The organism is Arthrobacter sp. PsM3, from assembly GCF_030433895.1.
GTDB lineage: Bacteria > Actinomycetota > Actinomycetes > Actinomycetales > Micrococcaceae > Arthrobacter.
This window is the reverse complement of sequence record NZ_JARUXE010000015.1, coordinates 23,171-43,644: the sequence shown is the minus strand read 5'-3', so window position 1 is coordinate 43,644 and position 20,474 is coordinate 23,171. Positions and strand designations below refer to the sequence as shown.

General features: G+C 67.1%; 19 protein-coding genes and 1 riboswitch. Of the genes, 8 read left to right on the top strand and 11 right to left on the bottom strand.

Annotation, left to right across the window (positions count from 1 at the left end; genetic code table 11):
• Positions 1–97 precede the first annotated feature (97 nt).
• The 4 genes from QCD75_RS09965 to QCD75_RS09950 all read right to left on the bottom strand — a co-directional run bounded on the left by QCD75_RS09965 (position 98) and on the right by QCD75_RS09950 (position 3,277).
• Positions 98–1,306 carry an O-succinylhomoserine sulfhydrylase gene (locus QCD75_RS09965; protein ID WP_301228122.1) on the bottom strand — a complete coding sequence of 403 codons (1,209 nt, stop codon included), beginning with the start codon at positions 1,304–1,306 and terminating at the stop codon, positions 98–100.
• A complete protein-coding gene (locus QCD75_RS09960; RefSeq protein WP_301228120.1) occupies positions 1,307–1,726 on the bottom strand; it encodes a rhodanese-like domain-containing protein in 420 nt (139 codons plus the stop codon).
• Positions 1,723–2,031 (bottom strand): DUF1737 domain-containing protein, encoded by a 309-nt coding sequence (locus QCD75_RS09955; protein WP_441005462.1) that lies wholly within the window; start codon positions 2,029–2,031, stop codon positions 1,723–1,725. Before QCD75_RS09955 ends, QCD75_RS09960 begins: the two co-directional genes overlap by 4 nt.
• Before the next feature lie 13 nt (positions 2,032–2,044).
• Positions 2,045–2,159: riboswitch (SAM riboswitch) on the bottom strand.
• A 155-nt stretch (positions 2,160–2,314) separates the two neighbouring features.
• Positions 2,315–3,277 carry an aminodeoxychorismate lyase gene (locus QCD75_RS09950; protein ID WP_301228118.1) on the bottom strand — a complete coding sequence of 321 codons (963 nt, stop codon included), beginning with the start codon at positions 3,275–3,277 and terminating at the stop codon, positions 2,315–2,317.
• A gap of 93 nt (positions 3,278–3,370) precedes the next feature.
• Between QCD75_RS09950 and cls the strand changes: the two genes are divergently transcribed.
• Positions 3,371–4,846, top strand: coding sequence for a cardiolipin synthase (gene cls / locus QCD75_RS09945; protein WP_301228116.1), 1,476 nt, complete (start codon positions 3,371–3,373; stop codon positions 4,844–4,846).
• Positions 4,847–4,863: 17 nt separating this feature from the next.
• Here cls and pabB read toward each other — a convergent pair whose 3' ends face one another.
• The 3 genes from pabB to QCD75_RS09930 all read right to left on the bottom strand — a co-directional run bounded on the left by pabB (position 4,864) and on the right by QCD75_RS09930 (position 8,181).
• Complete coding sequence (gene pabB, locus QCD75_RS09940) at positions 4,864–6,918, bottom strand: aminodeoxychorismate synthase component I (RefSeq protein WP_301228114.1); 2,055 nt, start codon at positions 6,916–6,918, stop codon at positions 4,864–4,866.
• Entirely contained in the window at positions 6,915–7,481 is a 567-nt protein-coding gene (locus tag QCD75_RS09935) for a low molecular weight protein-tyrosine-phosphatase (protein ID WP_301228112.1), read from the bottom strand. Before QCD75_RS09935 ends, pabB begins: the two co-directional genes overlap by 4 nt.
• Before the next feature lie 205 nt (positions 7,482–7,686).
• Positions 7,687–8,181, bottom strand: a complete 495-nt coding sequence (locus tag QCD75_RS09930) for a MarR family winged helix-turn-helix transcriptional regulator (protein ID WP_301228110.1) — start codon at positions 8,179–8,181, stop codon at positions 7,687–7,689.
• Positions 8,182–8,471: 290 nt separating this feature from the next.
• Here QCD75_RS09930 and QCD75_RS09925 point away from each other — a divergent pair, with 290 nt between their 5' ends.
• The 6 genes from QCD75_RS09925 to QCD75_RS09900 all read left to right on the top strand — a co-directional run bounded on the left by QCD75_RS09925 (position 8,472) and on the right by QCD75_RS09900 (position 15,124).
• Positions 8,472–9,407: an SDR family NAD(P)-dependent oxidoreductase gene (locus QCD75_RS09925; protein WP_301228108.1), complete on the top strand. Its 936-nt coding sequence runs from the start codon at positions 8,472–8,474 to the stop codon at positions 9,405–9,407.
• Between the two features lies 1 nt (position 9,408).
• Positions 9,409–10,302 carry an amidohydrolase family protein gene (locus tag QCD75_RS09920; protein WP_301228106.1) on the top strand — a complete coding sequence of 298 codons (894 nt, stop codon included), beginning with the start codon at positions 9,409–9,411 and terminating at the stop codon, positions 10,300–10,302.
• 1 nt (position 10,303) lies between these two features.
• The gene (locus QCD75_RS09915) at positions 10,304–11,530 is read left to right on the top strand and encodes an acyl-CoA dehydrogenase family protein (protein ID WP_301228104.1); all 1,227 of its coding nucleotides are present in this window, start codon (positions 10,304–10,306) and stop codon (positions 11,528–11,530) included.
• Positions 11,531–11,614: 84 nt separating this feature from the next.
• The gene (locus QCD75_RS09910; RefSeq protein WP_226760581.1) at positions 11,615–12,070 is read left to right on the top strand and encodes a MaoC family dehydratase; all 456 of its coding nucleotides are present in this window, start codon (positions 11,615–11,617) and stop codon (positions 12,068–12,070) included.
• A 43-nt stretch (positions 12,071–12,113) separates the two neighbouring features.
• Positions 12,114–13,478, top strand: coding sequence for an MFS transporter (locus QCD75_RS09905; protein ID WP_301228100.1), 1,365 nt, complete (start codon positions 12,114–12,116; stop codon positions 13,476–13,478).
• Between the two features lie 53 nt (positions 13,479–13,531).
• Entirely contained in the window at positions 13,532–15,124 is a 1,593-nt protein-coding gene (locus QCD75_RS09900; RefSeq protein WP_301228098.1) for an acyl-CoA synthetase, read from the top strand.
• Between the two features lie 46 nt (positions 15,125–15,170).
• Here QCD75_RS09900 and QCD75_RS09895 read toward each other — a convergent pair whose 3' ends face one another.
• The 4 genes from QCD75_RS09895 to QCD75_RS09880 all read right to left on the bottom strand — a co-directional run bounded on the left by QCD75_RS09895 (position 15,171) and on the right by QCD75_RS09880 (position 18,037).
• On the bottom strand, positions 15,171–15,794 hold the full coding sequence (locus QCD75_RS09895; RefSeq protein WP_226760705.1) for a LysE family transporter: 624 nt from the start codon (positions 15,792–15,794) through the stop codon (positions 15,171–15,173).
• 55 nt (positions 15,795–15,849) lie between these two features.
• Positions 15,850–16,344, bottom strand: coding sequence for a hypothetical protein (locus QCD75_RS09890; protein WP_301228094.1), 495 nt, complete (start codon positions 16,342–16,344; stop codon positions 15,850–15,852).
• A 167-nt stretch (positions 16,345–16,511) separates the two neighbouring features.
• Positions 16,512–17,327 carry a methyltransferase domain-containing protein gene (locus QCD75_RS09885; RefSeq protein WP_301228092.1) on the bottom strand — a complete coding sequence of 272 codons (816 nt, stop codon included), beginning with the start codon at positions 17,325–17,327 and terminating at the stop codon, positions 16,512–16,514.
• Positions 17,328–17,497: 170 nt separating this feature from the next.
• Complete coding sequence (locus QCD75_RS09880; protein WP_441005461.1) at positions 17,498–18,037, bottom strand: MarR family winged helix-turn-helix transcriptional regulator; 540 nt, start codon at positions 18,035–18,037, stop codon at positions 17,498–17,500.
• Between the two features lie 204 nt (positions 18,038–18,241).
• Here QCD75_RS09880 and QCD75_RS09875 point away from each other — a divergent pair, with 204 nt between their 5' ends.
• Positions 18,242–20,467, top strand: a complete 2,226-nt coding sequence (locus QCD75_RS09875) for an MMPL family transporter (protein ID WP_301228090.1) — start codon at positions 18,242–18,244, stop codon at positions 20,465–20,467.
• Positions 20,468–20,474 lie beyond the last annotated feature (7 nt).

The window sequence follows — 20,474 nt, the reverse complement described above, 5'->3', positions numbered from 1 at the left end:
CCACGGCGCTCACCGGAGCGGCCGCCTGACCATCAGCGGGACGGCCCGGAGCCGGGTGTAGCCCGGCGGCGCCGGCCCGGGCCCGGGATGGGGGTGTCTAAACCTGCTTGAGGGCCTGCGCGAGGTCGCGGGTGAGGTCCCCGAGGTCCTCAAGGCCCACCGAGAGGCGCACGACGCCGTCGCTCAGCCCGATTGCCGCGCGCCCTTCGGGCCCCATGGCGCGGTGTGTCGTGGTCGCGGGGTGGGTGATGAGGGACTTCGAATCGCCCAGGTTGTTGGAGATGTCGATGATCCGCAGCGCATCCAGCAGCGCGAAGGCGGCCTCCTTCGCCGAACGCCCGGCGGACGGGGAGAGCTCGAAGGTCAGCACGGTGCCGCCGGCCTTCATCTGCCGTGCGGCCAGTTCGAACTGCGGATGGGACGGCAGCAGGGGGTACTTGACCCAGCTGACCGCCGGCTGCGCTTCGAGCCATTCGGCCAGCCGCAGCGCGGAGGCGGATGAATGGTTCACCCGCAGGGCCATGGTCTCCAGCCCCTTGGCTAGCACCCACGCGTTGAACGCCGAGAGCGCCGGGCCGGTGTGGCGCATCAGCTGCTTGACCGGGCCCTCGATGAACTCCTTGGTGCCCAGGATCGCGCCGCCCAGCACCCGGCCCTGGCCGTCAATGTGCTTGGTACCGGAATAGACGATCACGTCCGCGCCGAAGTCCCCGCAGCGCTGCAGCAGGGGAGTGGCAAAGACATTGTCGACGACGACCGTCGCCCCGGCGGCGTGCGCCAGTTCGCTCACCGCCGCGATGTCCACGATTTCCTGCATCGGGTTCGACGGCGACTCGAAGAAGACCGCCGTCGTCGGCTTCGTGAGCGCCGACCGCCACTGTTCCAGGTCCGGGCCGTCCACGAAGACGGTCTCGACACCCCAGCGGGGGAGGATCTCGTTGAGGATCACGAAGCAGGAACCGAAGAGCGAGCGCGCCGCGATCACCCGGTCGCCGGCGGCCAGCAGGGCGCCGAGCGCCGTGAAGACCGCGGACATGCCCGAGGCGGTGGCAAAACATGCCTCGGTGCCTTCGAGCAGCCGGAGCCGTTCCTGGAAGGTGGCCACCGAGGGGTTGCCGTAGCGGGAGTACACGAAGCGTTCGTCCTCGCCGGTGAAGGCGCGCTCCGCGGCGGCCGCGGATTCGTAGACGAAGCCGGAGTTCAGGAAGACCGGCTCGGACGTTTCCTGGAAGGCGGTGCGGTCGAGTCCGCCGCGGACGGCCTGGGTGTCGGCGCTCCAGCCGGCGGCGTCAGGGTTGAAGGTCACTTAGTGCTTTCCGGGGTTGGTGGGCAGGCCGCGGTTCTTCCAGCCGTTGACGGTGCGTTCGCCGTGGCGGTCCGGTTCGCCTTCAAAGCCCTCAAGGACGTTGTAGGAGACGAAGCCGGCGTCCGTCGCGGCGACCGCAGCGGCGATCGACCGTGCACCCGACCGGCACAGGAACACCAGTTCGCCGCCGCCGGCGCCGGCCGCCTGCTGCTTCAGCTGCTCAACGAACTGCGAATTGGGGATGCCGCCGGCAAGATTCCACTGGATGAACAGCGGATCGTTCCGCTTGCCACCCGCGGCTGCCGTGTCCGGGACACCGATGTGGGCCCATTCGCCCTCGGTGCGGACGTCCACCAGGATAGCGCCATCCTCGAGCTTGGCCCAGGCCTCCTGCGGGCTGAGGTCACCGGCGTAGCTCACGCGTGGCCCTCGCCGTCGAACTCAAGATCATCCACGGCGTTGGCGACGGCGGCATCGGCACTGGCGATGGCCGCCGGCAGCACGACGGCCTGGGCCACGATGACGCTGCTGCCGTTGAACGTGGCGGCCGGGCTGCCGTGCAGCACATAGCCCTCGGCGAGGGCGGCCGAGACGCGCTCGCAGAAGGCGCGGTCATCGGGGCCGGTGAACAGCCGGTAGGCCAGCTTCTCCTCGGCGGCGCCGGGGACTGCGGGGGACGGGGCGGGTGCTGTACTGGGGACAGCGGGGGCGGACGCGTCAGGCACGACGGATCTCCTTCTTTCACGCTTGCAGCTCGAATGGTCGATATGCCGAGTATTCACCTGAGGCACCCCGCCGCGAAAGGGAGGGTTGCCGACCGGCCAGTCAGGGCTTGGCGCCGGGTCTCATTACTCACCAAAAACGTAACACCTGCGACACCGGCCCGCAGAGCCGCCGTCGTCATGTTAAGTAACGGGATCCACCCAACGCGGGGTCAGTTAGCGCCCAACCGGGGCCGCGGGATGGGCGCTAAGTGACCCCGCGTTGCTGTGTGTGGGGGTGGGGAGGCTACTCGATCGTGGCGTAAAGCGCATTGAGTTCCGCCGTGAGCTGGCGGCGCAGTTCCGGGGTGCCGATTTCCTTGCCGTCGATGTGGTTGACGGGCGCCAGCAGTCGGATGCTGGAGATCAGCCAAACGGCGTCGGCGTCATACAGGTCATGGGGCTCCAGCGGTCCGTAGCCCAGCTCCCAGCCGGCGGCCTTGGCTGCGGTGAACAGGGCACCCTGCGAGGTGCCGGGCAGGATCCCGCTGTCGAGCTGCGGCGTGATGAGCCGCCGGACGGTGCGGACCCCGCCGGCCCCGTCGTCGGAGGTTTCCAGGTGCGCGAGCAGAACGGTCGACGTCGGGCCCTCCAGGACCCGGCCGTCCGCGGAGGTGAAGATGACGTCGTCGGCGCCCTGGCTGCGCGCATAGCGGAGCGCGGCCATGTTGACCGCGTAGGAAAGGGTCTTGGCGCCCATCAGCAGCCACGGTGCCCGTTCCCCGACTTCGCTGTCGTAGCCGCGGTCCAGCAGGATGACGTCGATCCCGGTCTCACGCTGGCGCCTCCCGGCCGGGCCGGGGGCGGAGGCCTGGACCCAGCAGGTGGGCGTGGGGGCACCTTCGACGCCGCGGGTCACGAGGAGCTTGACCACGAGTTCGTCGTCCTCGGTGGCCTCGCCGCCGGGCACGTGCTGGCGCCGGTATTCGCTGATTGCCGTGGCGATGGCCCGGCGCCAGACGTCCTCCGCCGGGATGTCCAGCTCCAGCAGTCGGGCGGACCCGGCCAGCCGGTTCAGGTGCGCCTGGAGCTTGCGGGGCTGCCCGCCCACCGCGAGCAGCGACTCGAAGACGCCGTCGCCGCGGGTGGCGCCCTGGTCCGTCGCCATCAGCTGGGGCTTGGTGGCATCTGCCAGCCGGCCGTCGTCGAAGGCGGGATCCAGGAAGACCAGCACCGGGGTGGGGGCGGGGGCGGCGGCAGGAGAAGTCATGGCTTCAGCTTAGTGCGGCGTGCCACGGGATAGGATTTGACGGTTGCCCGTTCCGGAACTGTTCCGCGGGTCTGGAGCTTGAGGGGTTCGCCTGTGCTGTGGCCATTTTCGCTGGCGGAATCACTTCCGTCCTGGCTGATCCTGATTCTGACCGTGGTCGACCTCGCCATCCGGGTGCTGGCCCTCGGCATCATCCCCGGAAACCGCCGTCCCACCACGGCCATGGCCTGGCTTTTGATCATCTTCTTCGTCCCGGCCGTGGGCCTGATCCTCTTCCTGCTCTTCGGCAACTTCCGCCTCTCCCGCAAGCGCCGCGCGCAGCAGGACGCGGTGAACATCCGGGTCCGCGCCGGGACCTCGGATCTGGCGATGCTGGAGAGCCGCTACGAGGGCCCGGAATGGGTGTTGTCCGCCGCGGAACTGAACAAGACCCTGGGCTCGCTGCCGATGGTGGACGGCAACCACGTGGAGCTCCTGCCCGGCTACCCGGACTCGATCAAGGCGATGGCCGCCGCCGTCCGCGAAGCCGAGTCGTTCGTCAACGCCGAGTTCTACATCATGAGCTCGGACCACATCACGGACGATCTGCTGACCGCGATGGAGGAAGCCGCCGAGCGCGGCGTCGAAGTCCGCCTCCTGTTCGACCACCTGGGGACCCTGCGCATCAAGGGTTACCGCAAGCTGATCGCCCGGCTCAAGGCCAGCAAGATCCACTGGCGGCCGATGCTCCCGCTGAACCCGCTGCAGGGGCAGTGGCGCCGGCCCGACCTGCGCAACCACCGCAAGATCATGGTCATCGACGGCGAGGTCGCCTTCACCGGGTCGCAGAACCTGATCGAGCCCTCCTACAACAACCCGCGGCACCGCAAGATCGGCCGCGAATGGGTCGAGCTGATGGCCTGCCTGCGCGGACCGATCGTCACCACGCTCAACGTCGTGTTCGCCACCGACTGGCTCAGCGAGACCGACGAATCCCTCGAGGGCCAGCTCGCGCACCGGCCTGAACTGCACGCCGGTAACGTCACGGCGCAGGTGGTGCCCAGCGGCCCCGGATTCATCACCGAAAACAACCTGCGGCTCTTCAACACGCTGATTTACTCGGCGCAGCGCAAACTCTCGATCTGCAGCCCGTACTTCGTCCCGGATGATTCCCTGCTGTACGCGGTGACGACAGCGGCGCAGCGCGGCGTCGACGTCGAACTCTTCGTCTCGGAAAAGGGCGACCAGTTCCTGGTCCACCACGCCCAGCAGTCCTTCTACGAGGCGCTGCTGGAAGCCGGGGTGCGGATCTACCTGTACAAGGCGCCCTTTGTACTGCACGCCAAGCATTTCACCATCGACGACGAGGTGGCCGTGCTGGGCTCCAGCAATATGGACATGCGCTCCTTCTCGCTGAACCTGGAGGTCTCGGTGATGCTACTGGGGGAGGACATCGTGCGGCGGATCAGCGCTGTGGAGGACACCTACCGGGAGATTTCGCGCGAATTGACGCTTGAGGACTGGATGAAACGTCCGATGGGCGTCAAATACGTGGACAACGTCGCACGGCTGACGGCCACCCTGCAGTAGCCGCACCGGCTCAGGCGTCAGCCGGGCGGGAACTCCGCGCCCAGCGCCGAGAGGACCCCGAAAGCCTTGGTCCGGATCTCCTCGTACTCCTCCTGCGGCGAGGAATCCGCCGTGATCGCCCCGCCGACGCCGAGGCTGAGTCCGGCGCCGCCGCCGGCCTGCTCGGTGCGCACGAGGGTCCGGATCGCGACGGCCAGGTCGGTCGCGCCGTTGAGCGAGAAATAGCCGATCGCGCCGGAGTACACCCCCCGCGGGGCGCCCTCGAGCCGGTCCAGGATGGCCATGGTGCTGACCTTTGGTGCACCGGTCATGGAGCCGGCGGGGAAGCAGGCGGCGACCGCCTCTGCCCTGGGCATGCCGGGCCTGAGCCGGGCGTCGATGGTGCTCACCATCTGGTGCACCGTGGCGTAGCTTTCGATCGCGCAGAGCCGGCTGACCGATACCGAGCCGGGCACGGCGAAGTGGCTGAGATCGTTGCGCAGCAGGTCCACGATCATGATGTTCTCGGCGCGGTCCTTCGGCGAGGACTCGAGCTCGTGCCGCAGCAGGGCGTCCCGTTCGGGATCCGCATCCCGGTGCCGGGTGCCCTTGATCGGCTCGGCGCGCATCCCGCCGTCGGCGGCGATCCGCAGGAAACGCTCCGGCGAGGTGCTCGCCACGGTGAGGTCCCCGAAGCGCAGATAGCTGGCGAATGGGGCCGGGTTCCGCCCGCGCAGAGCCAGATAGGACCGCCACGGGTCCAGGGCGGCGGCGGGGAGTTCTGCCGTCAGCGCGGTGGTCAGGCAGACCTCGTAGGTGTTTCCCTCGGCGATCTGATGCTGGGCTTCGGTGATTTTGGACTTGTAGGCGGCTTCCGAATCCCGTGCGGCGAAGTCCAGGGGTGCATGGCCGGGTGCGGACGGTCCGACGGCGCTGCCGCCGGCGGCCGCTGTCTGCCTGCCAGCTGCCTGGACGACGGCGGAACGGGCCGCCGCCAGCCAGTCCCCGGCGTCCGCGGTGTCCAGTGCCAGCAACCAGGCCGTGCGCTCCACCTGGTCCAGCACCACGGCGCGTCCGGCAAAAAGCAGGCAGGCATCCGGGGTCTCGGCTGTGACGTCGCTGCCGCCGGTCTCGCGTTTGAGTTCGTAGCCAAGGTAACCGAGCCAGCCCAGGGTGAACTCGCAGGGGTAGCCCTCGGGGCCGCGGAGCGCACGGCGCCCCCAGACTCCGTCGAGCCAGCGGAAGAACGGCCCTTCAGTCCGGACGCTGGCGTTGCCGACGCTTATGTGGGTTCTGCCCGAACTGTGCCGGACAGACTGGCCGAACGGGCCGCCGTCGTCCGCGAGGATGCTGAAGCGGCTCCGTTCCGCGGCCTCGTTGCCGCAGGCATCCATCGAGGAGTCCAGCCATACGGCTTTGGCGGAGCGGCCGAAGAGGGACTCGAACAGCCGGGCCGGGTCCGGGGCAGCGTCGATCCGTTCGGCGCGGAGCTGAAGCCCGTGGCGGGCGGCAAGTTCCGGGAGCAGCGCCGGGGACAGTGCGGGCAGGTATTGCAGGGCCTGCAGCACTTCCGCCGGAGCGGCGCCGTCGGCAAGGTTGAGCACCCGGACGTCGGCACGGGCGGGAACGTCGTCCCCGGACAGCCACTCGTGCTCCTGGGCGGCCCACTGGTCCCAATACGGTTCGTAGCTTTCACCGTCGCGGGCCAGGGCCCGGTTGCGCCGGTCTGGTTCGGGCGAATCGGCCCAGATTACCGCGGCCAGGTAGGGGCGGGCGGCCTCCGCGCCGGCGCCCACGCCCTCCACGAGGACGATTTCGGCGGGCTGGGTGGTGCGGACGTCGCCGTCGTAGTGCGCATTCCAGTCCCAGCTGACCCATTCGGCCGGCGCGCCGCGGTGCAGTGGGGCCAGAACCGTCGAGGCGTAGCGTTCGATGCCGGCCGCGAGCCCGTTCCAGCCGGGGTAGATGTCCTCCAAATGGAAGAGGGAAACCTTGTGGTGCTCGCGGAGCCGTGCCGCCAGTTCGATCGCCAGGGTGGTCTTGCCGGCGCCGGACCGTCCGTCGATGGCGATGATGACGGGTGCTGGACTCATGAAATAGAGCGTACCCGCCGCCCTGCCGTGCCGGGTTGCCCGTCCGCCTGTCCGCGCTGGGCGAGCTCGGCCCGGACGTGCGCCACGATCCCGGGAAGTGCGGCGTGGATCAGGTTCCAGGTGAGGTCGAAATCCGCGTGGCCGCCGTACCAGGGGTCTTCGATGCCCTGGTCTAGGGGGTCCTTGCCCGCGACGGCCGGATCGAAGCTGCGCAGCATCCGGATCTTGGACAGCGACCCGCGGTCCGGCGCCGCCTGCTGCAGCCAACCGAAGTGGTCCACGTCCAGGGCCAGGATGAGTTCGCGGGTCTGGAACCACTCTGCCCGCCATTCGCGCGCCACGTGGCTGTCCGAAGGGATGCTGTGGGCAGCGAGCTTGCGCGCGGCCCGCGGGTCAATCGGGCGGCCCGCCTCGTAGGCTGTGGTTCCGGCGGAATCGACGACGGCGCCACGCAGGCGCTCCGCGGCGAGGGCCTCCGCCAGCATCAGTTCGGCCATCGGCGACCGGCAGATGTTCCCGGTGCAGACCGCGATGATCCGGTACTGGCTCGACGTTGAGGTCATAGAGCAAGCATGGATCATGCGGGTGCTCTTGGCTAGTTTCGGGGGTACGCGTATTACAACGTTGTCACACTTGTAATTCGAACTGTCATAATGTCTGGTTGCCGCGTCCACTGCCCCGACCTCGGTGAACGGGGAGCAGTTTTGCCATTGCTGCGGGCTCGGTGGAATCCCTGCTCCCGAGCCTTGGCGCGGGCAGCCGAGTGAACTATCTGTCCGCCGGATTCCCGGACCAGACGGCCTTGCGGAGAATGGACCGTAAGGAGGCCACCTCCTCGCCGGTAAGCATTTCCAGCTGGCGCGATTCCGCGGCCTGGGTTGCGTTCTGGGCGGCAGCGTGGAGTGTGCGGCCCCCCTCGGTGGCGGCCACCAGTTTCTGCCGCCGGTCCGAGATTCCCGGCTTTCTTTCGACCAGGCCGCGCTGTTCCAGTTCGTCAATGAGGGCGACGATCTGGCTGGGGTCAAGGCTGAGAAACTCGGCCAGTTCGCGCTGGGTGGGTCCCAGGTCGCCGCAGGCCAGCGCCAGAACGGAGTAAGACCGCTCTTTCAGCCCGAATTCCGCAAGGGCGGCGTTGTTGAGAACGCTGCCGGCGGCGTGCAGCTTGGCCAGAAGGAAGCCGATATCGGTGCTGATGCTTGATTCCGCCAGTCGCGCTGAAGCCCCGCCGGAGCTTTCGGTGGCGTCGTTTACCTGTTGTGTCATGGTGCCTTTCGCGGCGGGTGGCCAGCCGGTCGTTGAATTATTCAATGATCCCACGCGGGACATGGCGGCGAAAGGCGTGACCCGGGGCGGCGAGGGTGGCGGGTGACACTTCCCGGCTCAGGGCGGTGAGTGCGTGAAGAAGGCCCAGGCCGCAGTGCATATTGCATGCATAAATAAATGATTGACATTTTCAAGGATTAAGTTTCTAATTGAAAGCAGTCAAGGGAGATGTGGATCACACCGCAGGCTCCCGGGGATAGCCGCCGCAAGGCGCAGTGCAAAGGAGCAGCATGAGCCTGTCAGGGAAAGTAGCAATCGTCACCGGAAGCGGCCGCGGCCTGGGCTTGGCATACGCCCGGGAACTCGCCCGCCAGGGCGCCGCCGTGGTTATCAATGACGTGGATGCCGAGGTGGCCGCCGAAGCGGTCCGGACGGTCGAGGCAGACGGCGGCCGCGCGGTCGCCGTCGTCGCTCCGGTGGGCAGCTCCGAAGTTGCCAGGCAACTCGTGCAGGCAGCCGTCACGGAGTTCGGCCGGCTCGACATCCTCGTCACCAACGCCGGCATCCTGCGGGACAAATCCCTGCTGAAGATGACGGACGAGGACTTCGACCTCGTGATCAACGTCCATCTCAAGGGCACCTTCACCTGCGCCCGTGAAGCGTTCGCCTACTTCAAGGAAAACGGCATCGCCGGCCGCATCATCACCATCGGCTCGCCCACCGGCCAGCGCGGCAACTTCGGCCAGACCAACTACGCGGCGGCCAAGGCCGGGATCGTCGGCATGGTCCGCACGTGGGCGCTGGAAATGAAGAAGGCCGGGGTGACCGCCAACGCCGTGATCCCGGTGGCCGCCACCGCCATGACCAAGACTGTCCCGTACTTCCAGAAGGCGGTCGCTGCGGACGAGCGCGGCGAGGCCATGCCGGCCTTTTTCCGGCACAATCTGGGTTTCGGCACCGCTGACGACGTCGCGGGACTTGTCGCGTTCCTCGCCTCCGATGAGGCGGCCGGCATTACCGGGCAGGCGATTGGTGCCGGCGGTGACCGCCTGCAGCTCTGGACCCACCCCGAGGCTGCGGCCACCGAGTACCGCGAAGGCGGCTGGGGCTACCAGGACCTCGTGGAGGACTTCGGCGCACTCTTCGGCGACAAGCTGCAAAGCGTTGGCGAGGACTTCCTGCCGCTTCCCGAAGAACTCAAGCCCGAACCGGCCGAGGTCCGCTGACATGGCCGCCCAGCGTTATGAACTCGGCATCGCTGCCTCAAAGCTCGACGCGATCGACATGCACGTCCACCTCGAGGTGGACGGCCACGGCCACCCGTCCCTCCCGCCGGCCCTGACCGAAGCTTCGGCCAAATATTTCAGGGCCGAGGACCGGACCCCGTCGCTGGACCGGATCGCCGAGACCTACCGCGCCCTGAACATGGCCGCCGTCGTGTTCACCGTTGATGCCCGCACCCAGCTCAAGCACGAACCCAACAGCATCGAGGAGCTCATCGCCGGTGCCGCCCGGAACAACGATGTGCTGATCCCTTTCGGCAGCGTGGATCCCCGCACCGGCGCCGAGGCCATCCAGGGCGCCAAGCGCCAGGCCATCGACCTCGGTGCCCGCGGCTTCAAGTTCCACCCGTCCCTGCAGGGCTTCGACCCCTCGAGCGAACAGTTCTACCCGCTCTGGGAAGCGCTGCAGGAACTTGGCCTCCCGGCCATTTTCCACACCGGACAGAATGGCATGGGCGCCGGGCTCCCCGGCGGGTACGGCATCAAGCTCGGCTACTCGAACCCGCTGCTGCTCGACGCAGTCGCAGCGGACTTCCCTGAACTGCAAATCATCATGGCCCACCCGTCCGTGCCATGGCAGGACGAGGCCAACTCCATCGCCACCCACAAGTCCAACGTCTTCATCGACCTCTCCGGCTGGTCCCCCAAGTACTTCCCGGAATCCCTGGTGCGGATGGCCAATTCGGTGCTGCAGGACAAGGTCCTGTTCGGCACCGACTTCCCGCTCATCACACCGCAGAAATGGCTGGGAGCCTTCGCGGACCTGCCGCTCAAGGACGAGGTCAGGCCCAAGATCCTCAAGCACAACGCAGTGCGCCTGCTCGGGCTGGGAGGCTGAGATGTCAGTCGCTACCGAAAACCAGACGAGGCTGTACGGTGTCTGCGACTACTACGACGCCGAGTCCCTGTTGACGGCGGACGAGCGCCGCGTGCTGGGCAGGCTGCGTACGTTCCTCGACGAGAAAGCCCGGCCGTTGCTCGCTGACTACTGGGAACGCGGTGAATTCCCGGATCAGCTGGCACAGCCGCTGATCGGACTGGACCTGATGGAACCCGCGGAACTGACCGGCGCCCCGGGTGCAGGGCGAACGCCGGCCCGGGGTATCTATCAGGGTTTCCGAATCTTCGAACTCGCCCGCACCGACGCCTCCCTCGCTACCTTTTACACCGCCCAGGCCGGACTGTTCCGGACGGCTATCCGGGTCGGCGCCTCCGCGGAACAGCAGATCGAGTGGATGCCGAAGGTCATCGACTTCTCGCTGAAGGGGGTCTTCTCGCTGACCGAGCCGGAGTCCGGCTCGGACATCGCCGGCGGACTCGCGACGACGGCGCGGCGTGAGGCCGGTCCTGACGGGGACACCTGGGTCCTGGACGGCGCGAAACGCTGGATCGGCGGCGCCGCCACCGCCGACGTCCTGGCCGTGTTCGCCCGCGACACCGCGGACGGGCAGGTCAAGGCCTTCCTCGTGGACCGCGACGCTGCTGGCGTGACCTTGGAGAAGATCCACCGCAAAACGGCGCTGCGAATGATGCAGAACGCCCACATCACTCTCGACGGGGTGCGGGTGCCTGAATCCATGCGCCTGCACAACGTGGACTCCTTCCGGGACGTGGCCGCGATGCTGCGGGCCATGCGCTCGGACGTCGCCTGGATCGCCACCGGAATCCAGGCCGGAGCCTTCGAAGCCGCACTCCGGTACGTCACCGAAAGGAAGCAGTTCGGCCGTCCGGTGGGCTCTTTCCAGCTGGTCCAGGAGAAGTTGGCCCGGATGCTCGGAAACGTCACCTCGTCGCTGTCCCTCGTGGTCCGGCTGACGGAGCAGCAGGACAAGGGCATCTACCGGGACCAGGACTCCGCCCTGGCCAAGATGCAGACGTCCCTGCTGATGCGCGAGACCGTGGCTCTGGCCCGCGAAGTGGTGGGCGGCAATGGCATCACGCTGGACACTGATGTCGCCAGGTTCCACGCCGATGCCGAGGCTGTCTATTCCTACGAGGGCACCCACGAGATCAACGCCCTGATCGTCGGCCGCGCTCTCACCGGCGAAAGCGCCTTCACCCGCTGAGCCTCCCGAACTGAATCATCGCACCCCGCTCCGGCACCGTCGTCGGACAATTCCCTACCCCACCCAGCCCTCCAGGAGGACTCCATGCCCAACCTCGTCGTCGACTTCGACAAGCTGCTCACCCTCGCCGGCACCGACCTCGGTGTCACCGAGTACCGCGAAATCACCCAGGAACAGATCAACAAGTTCGCCGACGCCACCGGCGATGATCAGTGGATCCACGTGGACCCGGAGCGCGCCAAGGACGGACCTTTCGGGGCCCCGATCGCCCACGGCTTCCTCACCCTCTCGCTCATCATCCCGTTCTGGGGCGAGCTGTTCGACGTCGACGGCGTCACGACGAAGGTCAACTACGGACTGGACAAGGTGCGCTTCACGTCCCCGGTCAAGGTGGGCGCTCGGATTCGGATGCGGTCCACCATTAGCGAAGTGACCGAGGTCAAGGGGGGCGCCCAGATCAAGGTCGCCAACACCATCGAGATCGAAGGCCAGGAGCGCCCCGCAGTCGTCGCGGAATTCCTCGCTCGCTTCTACAAGTAAAAAGCTCTCTCCAAGAACCCTCCCTCTGTCCAAAGGAACAACCATGTCAGGACTCACTCAGCTTCAGGCTATGGGCACCGCCGAGCGACGCAAGGAAGCGCGCACCGTCATTGCCTCCAGCTACCTGGGCAGCACGATCGAGTACTACGACTTCCTCCTCTATGCCACCGCCGCAGCGATCGTCTTCCCGAAAGTTTTCTTCAGCGGCATGGACGACTGGGTGGGCGTCGTGGCCGCCTACGGCACCTTCGCCGCGGGCTACGTAGCCCGCCCGGTCGGTGGCATCATCTTCGGCCACTTCGGCGACCGGATGGGCCGCAAGAACATGCTGATCATCTCCATGCTGGTCATGGGCATGGCCTCCACCCTGATCGGGCTGGTTCCGGGTGCCTCCGTGGCCGGTCCCTGGGGCGCGGTGCTCCTCGTGATTCTCCGTGTCTTCCAGGGCATCGCTGTGGGCGGCGAGTGGGGCGGAGCGGCCCTGATGGCGCTGGAGCACTCCGAATCGGGCAAACGTGGATTCGCCGCCTCGTTCGTCAACGCCGGGGCGCCGACCGGTGCCGTACTTGGCACCCTGGTTATGGGTGCGTTCGCCGCGTTGCCGAACGAGCAGTTCCTGGCCTGGGGCTGGCGCGTGCCGTTCCTGCTCTCCTTCGTGCTGCTGGGCGTGGGCATGTTCGTCCGGCTCAAGGTTTCCGAAAGCCCCATCTTCAAAGCCGCCATAGAGCAGGAAAAGGCCGAACGTGAAGACACAGCGCAAGGAAGCGGTGCCGGAACCACGGCGAAGCGGCCCACACCCCTGGTGCAGGTCCTGCGGCGGCCCAAGACCCTGATCTTCACCATGCTTGCCGGTGCGGCAGGCTTCGCACTTCAGGTGGTTCTGGCCACGTTCTCGGTCACCTATGCCGTCTCTAAGGGCGCCGACCGCCAGGGCGTGCTGTACGCGTTTGCCGCAGCCTCCCTGATCTCCATCGTGTTTGTGATCATGGGCGGCAGGCTCTCCGACAAGGTGGGACGGCGGCCGGTGATGATCGGCGGGCTGGTGCTCTTCATCATTTACCTGGTGCCGATGTTCCAGCTGCTCTCCTCCAACAACATCATGCTGATCTTCGTGGCTTTCGCAATCGGCCTGATGATTCATTCCACCCTGTTCGGTCCTCTGGCGGCGTTCGTGTCCGAGCAGTTCGGCACCACCTCCCGCTATACCGGCGCATCCCTGGGCTACCAGTTGGCAACTTTGCTTGGCGCCGGTTTCACTCCGGGCATCGTGGCCCAGATCTTCAAGGACTCAGGCCAGGACACGGCGTCGGTGGTCTGGTACCTGGCGATCATGTCGGTGGTCTCCATCGTCTTTATCCTGCTGACCCGGGAACCGAAGAACAACGACCTCCAGACCGTCCAGGCCTGACCCTTCATCGGGTCCAGTCCAACGGGCTAACCTCACAGTAGAAAGGATTCGCCGTGGAAAATTTTGGCATCGGCTCATGGCTGCAACGTCGCCGCCCGAAGTCCGGCAGCAAAACCGCTGTCATCGCAGGGGACAGGGAGCTCAGCTATGCCGAGCTCGCGGAACGTTCCGCCCGTCTCGCCAACGCCCTCCGGGACCGCGGCGTGAGCAAAGGCGACCGGGTGGCCTACCTGGGCGATAACGATCCCTCCTTTCTGGAGACCCTGTTCGCCGCCGGCCTGGCGGGGGCGGTCTTCGTCCCGCTGAACACCCGGCTCGCGCCGCCCGAAATCCAGTTCCAGCTCCGGGACAGCGGCGCAGTCCTGCTGGTCCACACTGCGGCGCTCACGGAACCTGCGGAGCGCGGCTCGGCGGGGACCGCGGTGGCCGGGCGAATCGTCGTCGCCGATGAAACCGGACCCGGCAGGACGGTGCCCGACGGCGGCACTGGCGGCGGCCGTGCTGCCAGGGGAACCGTGGTGGAGGGGATGGAGGCCGTGATCGCCTCCGGGGCGGCGCTCCCGCCGGACGAGCCCGTGGGCCTGGACGACGCCGCCATGATTCTCTACACCTCCGGAACAACTGGAAACCCCAAAGGTGCACTCCTGACACACGGAAACATCACGTGGAACTGCGTCAACGTGCTGGTCGACTTCGACTTTGCCTCCACCGATGTGGCCCTCATGATCTCACCGATGTTCCATGTGGCTTCCCTGGACATGGGTGTCCTGCCCACGCTGCTGAAGGGCGGCACCGTGGTCCTGGAAGCCAAGTTCGATCCCCGCCGGACGCTGGAGCTGATCCAGCGGCACCACGCAACAACCATCAGCGGGGTGCCCACCACCTATCAGATGCTGTGCGAGCACCCGGACTGGGACGCCACGGACCTCAGTTCGCTGAACAAATTGACGTGTGGCGGGTCCGCCGTGCCCATGCGGGTCCTGGAAGCATACGAACGCCGGGGGCTGCGCTTCTCCAACGGCTACGGCATGACCGAGACGGCGCCCGGCGCCACCACGTTGCCGGCGGCCAGGTCCCGGGACAAGGCAGGGTCCTCGGGGCTGCCGCACTTCTTCACCGAAGTCCGGGTGGCTGATCCCGTGGATCCGGCGGCCGGCCCGGCCGCGCCAGGGACGGTGGGGGAGATCCAGATCAAGGGACCCAACGTCATCCACCAGTACTGGAACCGGCCCGAGGCCTCAGCGGATTCCTACACCGCTGACGGCTGGTTCAAATCCGGGGACATGGGCTACAAGGACCCGGACGGTTTCGTGTTCATCTCCGACCGGCTCAAGGACATGATCATCTCCGGCGGGGAGAATATCTACCCGGCCGAGGTGGAACAAGCCATCGCCGAGCTCGACGTCGTCGGAAGTGTCGCGGTGATCGGCGTGCCGGACGAGAAATGGGGCGAAGTGCCGCGGGCCGTGGTGCTCCTGCGGGAGGGTGCCCAACTGACGGAAGAGCAGCTTCGCTCCCACCTGGAGGGCCGGCTCGCTCGTTACAAGATCCCCAAATCAGTGGTCTTCGTGGCAGAAATGCCCAGGACCGCGAGCGGCAAGATCCGGAAGGCCGATCTTCGGAAACTGACCCCCGGCCACGTCTGACTGGACTGGTCCCGGAAAGCCGGGCCGCCCGTCCCGGGCGGGGCCGTCAGTGGATGAGGGCCAGTGCGACGCCGACGGCCATGAACAGCACGCCAAACGTCCGGTTGAGTATGCGCTGCCCGCGGGCGTCGTGCGTGAACCGCTGGAAGGACTTGGCTGCGGCGGCGAAGAAGAACCACATGACCAGGATGTCGATGACAATCACTGTGGCAGACAACGTCAGGTACTGCGGCAGGAGCGGATTCTCCGGGCGGATGAACTGCGGCATGAAAGCCAGGAAGAACACGATCGCCTTGGGGTTCAGCAGGTTGACCCACAGCCCGCGGCGGAACATGGAGAATGCCGGCTCGTTGCGCAGCGCGGCAGCCTTTTCCTGGTCCAGGTCGGGTTTGTGCCGGAACTGCTGGATGCCCAGGTAGACAAGGTAGGCGGCGCCGGCGTAGCGGATCACGTTGAAGGCCACCGGCGAGCTGGCCACCAGCACCCCGACGCCGAGGGCCACGATCACGATGTGCACCACCAGCGCGGCCTGCTGGCCGAGGATCCCCCAGATGGAACGCCGGAAGCCGGAGTTCAGGGAGTTGCTCATGGTGTTGATGGCACCTGCGCCGGGAGTGAAGCTGATCAGGACGCCGGCGCCCGCCAGGGCCAGCCAAAGGGAGGGTTGCACTGATTCAGCTTACTTCCGCGGACGGGCCCTCTTCGCCCCTCGCTTCACAACACAGTCACGCGCCCGCCGTTTGGCACAAGGGGTCGCACCGGGCGCAGAGGCACCGGAGCAGCTTCGAATGGGACCAGTGCAGCATGGTTCTCGGAAGGTCGTTGTGACTCGGATACTGGTCGAAGTACATATGCGCGCGGGCGGACATGTAGCCCGTTTCGTCGAGGGCGAAGTGGCCGATCAGCCGCAGTCCCCGTTCGGCCGCCTTCGATTCCAATTCATCGGCCTCGTCCATGATTGGCTCCGTTTGGATGTATCCAGTGAATCTGCCGGGGTGGGCGATGGCAAAGTACTTGGTGAATTCCGTATCGAGCGCGGCCAGGACAGCGTCGTGGAAAGGGGCCAGGGAACCCTCGAATTCTTCAGTGATGACGTGTACGTCGTCGAGCTGCATTTCGGCGTCCAGGCCAATCAGGACGAGCCTGGGCAGGAGTGCGCCGTGCTGGACGATCAACGGGCGGGCGAGTATCTCGAAGTCAAAACCTGCTTGGATGATCATGTCTTGATGCTAAGAAACCCGGCGCCGGAGCTCTAGAGCGGTCGGCGGCTATGTGGACAACGGCCTGCCAGCGGCGGCCCTCACGGTCAACGGCTGCCGGGCCCGCCCAACCGTCCGTGCTGCGACGCGCCCGCGCTGCCGTATGGGGCACCGGCGCCGGGAGCACCTTAGGCCCGCGCGATCACCTCGCCGTTGGGGATCAGGAACCAGCCGTCATCCGTGGAGCCCCAGCGGTGCCAGCCGGCCGAAATCCGGGCCAGATCGGCGGCATTTGCAAAGCCGTATTCGAGTGCCTGGTCCGCGAAGGCTGAGTGCAGCACGCGCTCGCCCCACACCCGCGCCTGCCAGCGTCGCTGCTGTCCGGTGGCGTAGAGCCAGTTGCTGCTGGAGGGAGCGACGTCGGTGAACCCGGCGGACTGGGCCCAGGACACCAGGCGGCGTCCGGCGTCGGGTTCGGCCCCGTTGCGGCGGGCGATCCGCTGGTAGAGCTCCATCCATTCATCCAGCTCGGGGACGGCCGGGAACCAGCTCATGCCATGAAAATCGGCGTCGCGTACCGCCACGATGCCACCGGGTTTGGCTACGCGGCGCATTTCCCGCAGGGCAGCGACCGGGTCCGTGAGATGCTGCAGCACCTGGTGGGCGTGCACGACGTCGAACGTTTCATCCTCAAAGTCGAGGTCGTAGATGTTGCCGGCGACGAACTCGACGTTCCGCACGCCGCGCTCGGCCGCGAGCGCGGCCGCCTGGCCGATCACTTCGGGCGAGCGGTCCAGCCCGGTGACCGTCCCGGGGGAGACCAGCCCGGCGAAATCGCAGGTGATGCTGCCGGGCCCGCAGCCCACGTCGAGCACGGAAACCCCAGGGGTGAGGTACGGGATCACAAAGGCCGCGGAGTTCTCCGCCGTCCGCGAGGCATGGGCGCGGACCACCGACTCGTGGTGGCCGTGGGTGTACACATCTTCAGGCTGCTGCGCACTCATAAGGAAACGCTACCGCCTCGCGCCGGCAAATCCGTGAAAGGGGGAGGGGGCAGCGGGGAAGACCGCAGGATTTTCGGCCTCGCTGGGGCTGGCCGCGGCTGCGGCATGGGCGGGGCGCACAGCGGGCTGGGGGCTCCTGCCCTTGGGCCTGGGCCGCCCGAGAAAGGCAACTAGGACGCGTCGGCTGCAGACGGTGCAACCTGCTGCGCCGCCTCCTGCCCGGCCCTGACCGTCGCCTCGATCATCGAGGTCATAAAGCGGGTCGCGATCTCCAGCTCCTCCGGAGTGAATTCGGCCATCGCGGCGCCCATGTGGCGGGCCAGCGGCTGGAACATGGCACCGCCGTCGCGGTAGGCCTTGGGGGTCATCCGGAGCTGGACCTGCCGCCGGTCGCTACCCTGCCGTTCCCGGATGACGTGGCCGGACTTGTGCAGCCGGTCGATCAGCGCCGTGGTGGCCGGTGAGCTGAGGTGCAGTTCCTTACGCAGCACGCCGGGGGTGACGATCTGGTTCCGTGCGGTGTGCTGCATGATCACGGCAAGGGCGTTGAGGTCTGTCCGGTGCATGTCGTTGCGTCCGCCGGCGGAATCCACGTAGCGGTTGGCCTCAAGGCTGAAATCCTGCAGCAGCCGCACCAGCGGCGGCGGCCCGGGCGGCGGTCCGGAGGGCGCCCCGGAAGGTTCTGGTCGTCCCGACGGATCGACTGTCACGGTGCACCTTCCTCTCCCGGTACCTGGTTCACGCCTGCTCCCGCAGCAGGCGCCCTCCGGAGTTTACTTCAGCGGACCCCGGCTTCGAACCGGCCCAGGGCCACAATCTTTGCCAAGAATTGACGTCGGTGGGTTATCTCCATCGTGGAGATAGTCTATTATGGACTCAATTCTACTCCTCCGAGGCACGCACCAGAAGGAACCATGAACAAGACACCACAAAGCAGTGCCCGCGTCCCCTTTTGGCTGCGTTGGCTGATACCCGTTCTGCTCGTTGTCACCTGGCTGGCCATCGCCGGGATCGGCGGACCCACCTTTGGCCGGCTCAGTGAGGTCTCCTCGAACGACCAGGCGTCCTTCCTCCCGGCGGGAGCCGAGGCCACGGAGGCCCAGGACTGGCAGGCCAAGTTCCGGGCCTCGAACCAGATCCCCGCCGTCATCGTCGTTGAGAGCGATTCGGCGTTCACCCCGGCCCAACTCGGCGAGGCGGCAGCCCTCAAGGGCAAGCTGGAGGCCGTGGGCGGCGGCAGCACCGTCGTCGGCCCCATCCCTTCCGAGGACGCCAAAGCCGTGCAGTTTGTGGTTCCCATCGAGTCCGCCGGCGAGGTCAAGGCGGTCGTCAAGGAACTCCGCGAGGTGGTCCAGGCATCCGCGCCGGCGGGAATGCAGACCTTCGTGACCGGTCCGGCCGGGCTCACGGCCGACCTCGTTAGTGCCTTTGCCGGCATTGACGGCATTCTGCTGCTCGTGGCGCTCGGCGCGGTTTTCCTGATCCTGCTGATCGTCTACCGATCGCTGCTGTTGCCGATCGCCGTGCTGTTCACGTCGGTCTTCGCGCTCTGCGCCGCCATCCTGCTGGTCTTCGGCATGGCCAAGCTCGGCTGGATCCAGCTGAACGGCCAGAGCCAGGGCATCCTCTCCATCCTCGTGATCGGCGCCGCCACGGACTACGCGCTGCTCTACGTGGCACGCTTCCGCGAGGCCCTGACGCACACCACCAACCGCACGGCCGCCGCGCTCACCGCCTGGAAGGCGGCCTGGGAGCCGATCGTTGCCTCCGGCGCCACAGTCATCATCGCGCTGCTGTGCCTGCTCTTCTCCGACCTCAACTCGAACAAGGCCCTCGGACCCGTGGCGGCCGCAGGCATCCTGTGTTCCCTCATCGCGGCGCTGACCCTGCTGCCAGCGATGATGGCGCTGCTGGGCCGGGCCGCCTTCTGGCCGTTCCGTCCCAAGCTGCTTCCGGAGACCGAGCGCGAGCCGGAGTACGTCACCGGGCTGGAGGGTCAGAAAGGTCTGTGGCGCGCCACCGGTTCCCTTGTCTCCCGCCGGCCCCGCACGGTCTGGATCGCTTCCGTGTTGCTGCTCCTGGTGGCGTCCACCGGGTTGCTCCAGCTCAAGGCCAACGGCGTCCCGCAGACCGACGTCATCCTCACCGCCTCCAACGCCGTGGACGGCCAGGATGCCCTGGCCCGGCACTTCGACGCCGGGTCCGGCAGCCCCGCCGTGATCGTCGCCCAGGAGGCGAAGGCCCAGGAGGTGCTGGCCAAGACCAAGGCGACCGACGGCGTCGGGGATGCCTACCTGTTGGCCGAGGGCGGCGTCCCCATCATGACCGGCGCCCCGGCTGCACCCGGTGCTCCGGCGGCTCCTACGGCGCCCGCCGTCAGGGACGGCAAGGTCCTGATCAATGCAACGCTGAACTACGCCGCGGACTCCAACGAGGCCGAAAACGTCGTGGTGGCCCTGCGCCAGGAACTGAAGAAGACTGACGACGGCGCACTCGTCGGCGGAGTGACCGCGACGGCACTGGATACGAACACCACCGCCCAGCGTGACCTCGTCACCATCATCCCGGTGGTCCTCGCGGTCATCCTCATCATCCTGATGCTGCTGCTGCGCTCCGTGCTGGCGCCGGTCCTGCTGGTCGCCTCGGTGGTCCTGTCCTACGCCGCCGCCATGGGAGTCTCCGCCTTCGTGTTCAACAACGTCTTCCGATTCCCGGGAGCCGACGCCACTGTTCCCCTGTTTGGCTTCGTCTTCCTCGTCGCGCTGGGGGTGGACTACAACATCTTCCTGATGAGCCGGGTCCGGGAGGAATCAATCAAGCACGGCACCCGGCCCGGCAACCTCCGCGGCCTGGGCGTCACGGGCGGCGTGATCACCTCCGCCGGAGTGGTCCTCGCGGCCACCTTCGCGGCCCTGAGCGTCATCCCCATCATGTTCCTCGTGCAGCTGGCCTTCATTGTGGCCTTCGGGGTACTGCTGGACACCATTCTGGTCCGCTCGCTGCTGGTCCCGGCCCTGGCCTACGACATCGGCCCGCGGATCTGGTGGCCGAGCAAGCTCGGACGCCCCGACACGGATGCCGCCGCGCGCGCCCAGCCCGCGGCCCCGCAGCCGGAAGCTGCAAAGGCAGGCATCCGCTAGCCGGCAC

What these genes read in the sequence shown, in the direction of transcription:
- QCD75_RS09950 (WP_301228118.1), bottom strand. Translation starts at nt 3,277, where the DNA reads ATGACTTCTCCTGCCGCCGCCCCCGCCCCCACCCCGGTGCTGGTCTTC.
- pabB (WP_301228114.1), bottom strand. Translation starts at nt 6,918, where the DNA reads ATGAGTCCAGCACCCGTCATCATCGCCATCGACGGACGGTCCGGCGCC.
- QCD75_RS09935 (WP_301228112.1), bottom strand. Translation starts at nt 7,481, where the DNA reads ATGACCTCAACGTCGAGCCAGTACCGGATCATCGCGGTCTGCACCGGG.
- QCD75_RS09930 (WP_301228110.1), bottom strand. Translation starts at nt 8,181, where the DNA reads ATGACACAACAGGTAAACGACGCCACCGAAAGCTCCGGCGGGGCTTCA.
- QCD75_RS09925 (WP_301228108.1), top strand. Translation starts at nt 8,472, where the DNA reads ATGAGCCTGTCAGGGAAAGTAGCAATCGTCACCGGAAGCGGCCGCGGC.
- QCD75_RS09920 (WP_301228106.1), top strand. Translation starts at nt 9,409, where the DNA reads ATGGCCGCCCAGCGTTATGAACTCGGCATCGCTGCCTCAAAGCTCGAC.
- QCD75_RS09915 (WP_301228104.1), top strand. Translation starts at nt 10,304, where the DNA reads ATGTCAGTCGCTACCGAAAACCAGACGAGGCTGTACGGTGTCTGCGAC.
- QCD75_RS09910 (WP_226760581.1), top strand. Translation starts at nt 11,615, where the DNA reads ATGCCCAACCTCGTCGTCGACTTCGACAAGCTGCTCACCCTCGCCGGC.
- QCD75_RS09905 (WP_301228100.1), top strand. Translation starts at nt 12,114, where the DNA reads ATGTCAGGACTCACTCAGCTTCAGGCTATGGGCACCGCCGAGCGACGC.
- QCD75_RS09890 (WP_301228094.1), bottom strand. Translation starts at nt 16,344, where the DNA reads ATGATCATCCAAGCAGGTTTTGACTTCGAGATACTCGCCCGCCCGTTG.
- QCD75_RS09885 (WP_301228092.1), bottom strand. Translation starts at nt 17,327, where the DNA reads ATGAGTGCGCAGCAGCCTGAAGATGTGTACACCCACGGCCACCACGAG.
- QCD75_RS09875 (WP_301228090.1), top strand. Translation starts at nt 18,242, where the DNA reads ATGAACAAGACACCACAAAGCAGTGCCCGCGTCCCCTTTTGGCTGCGT.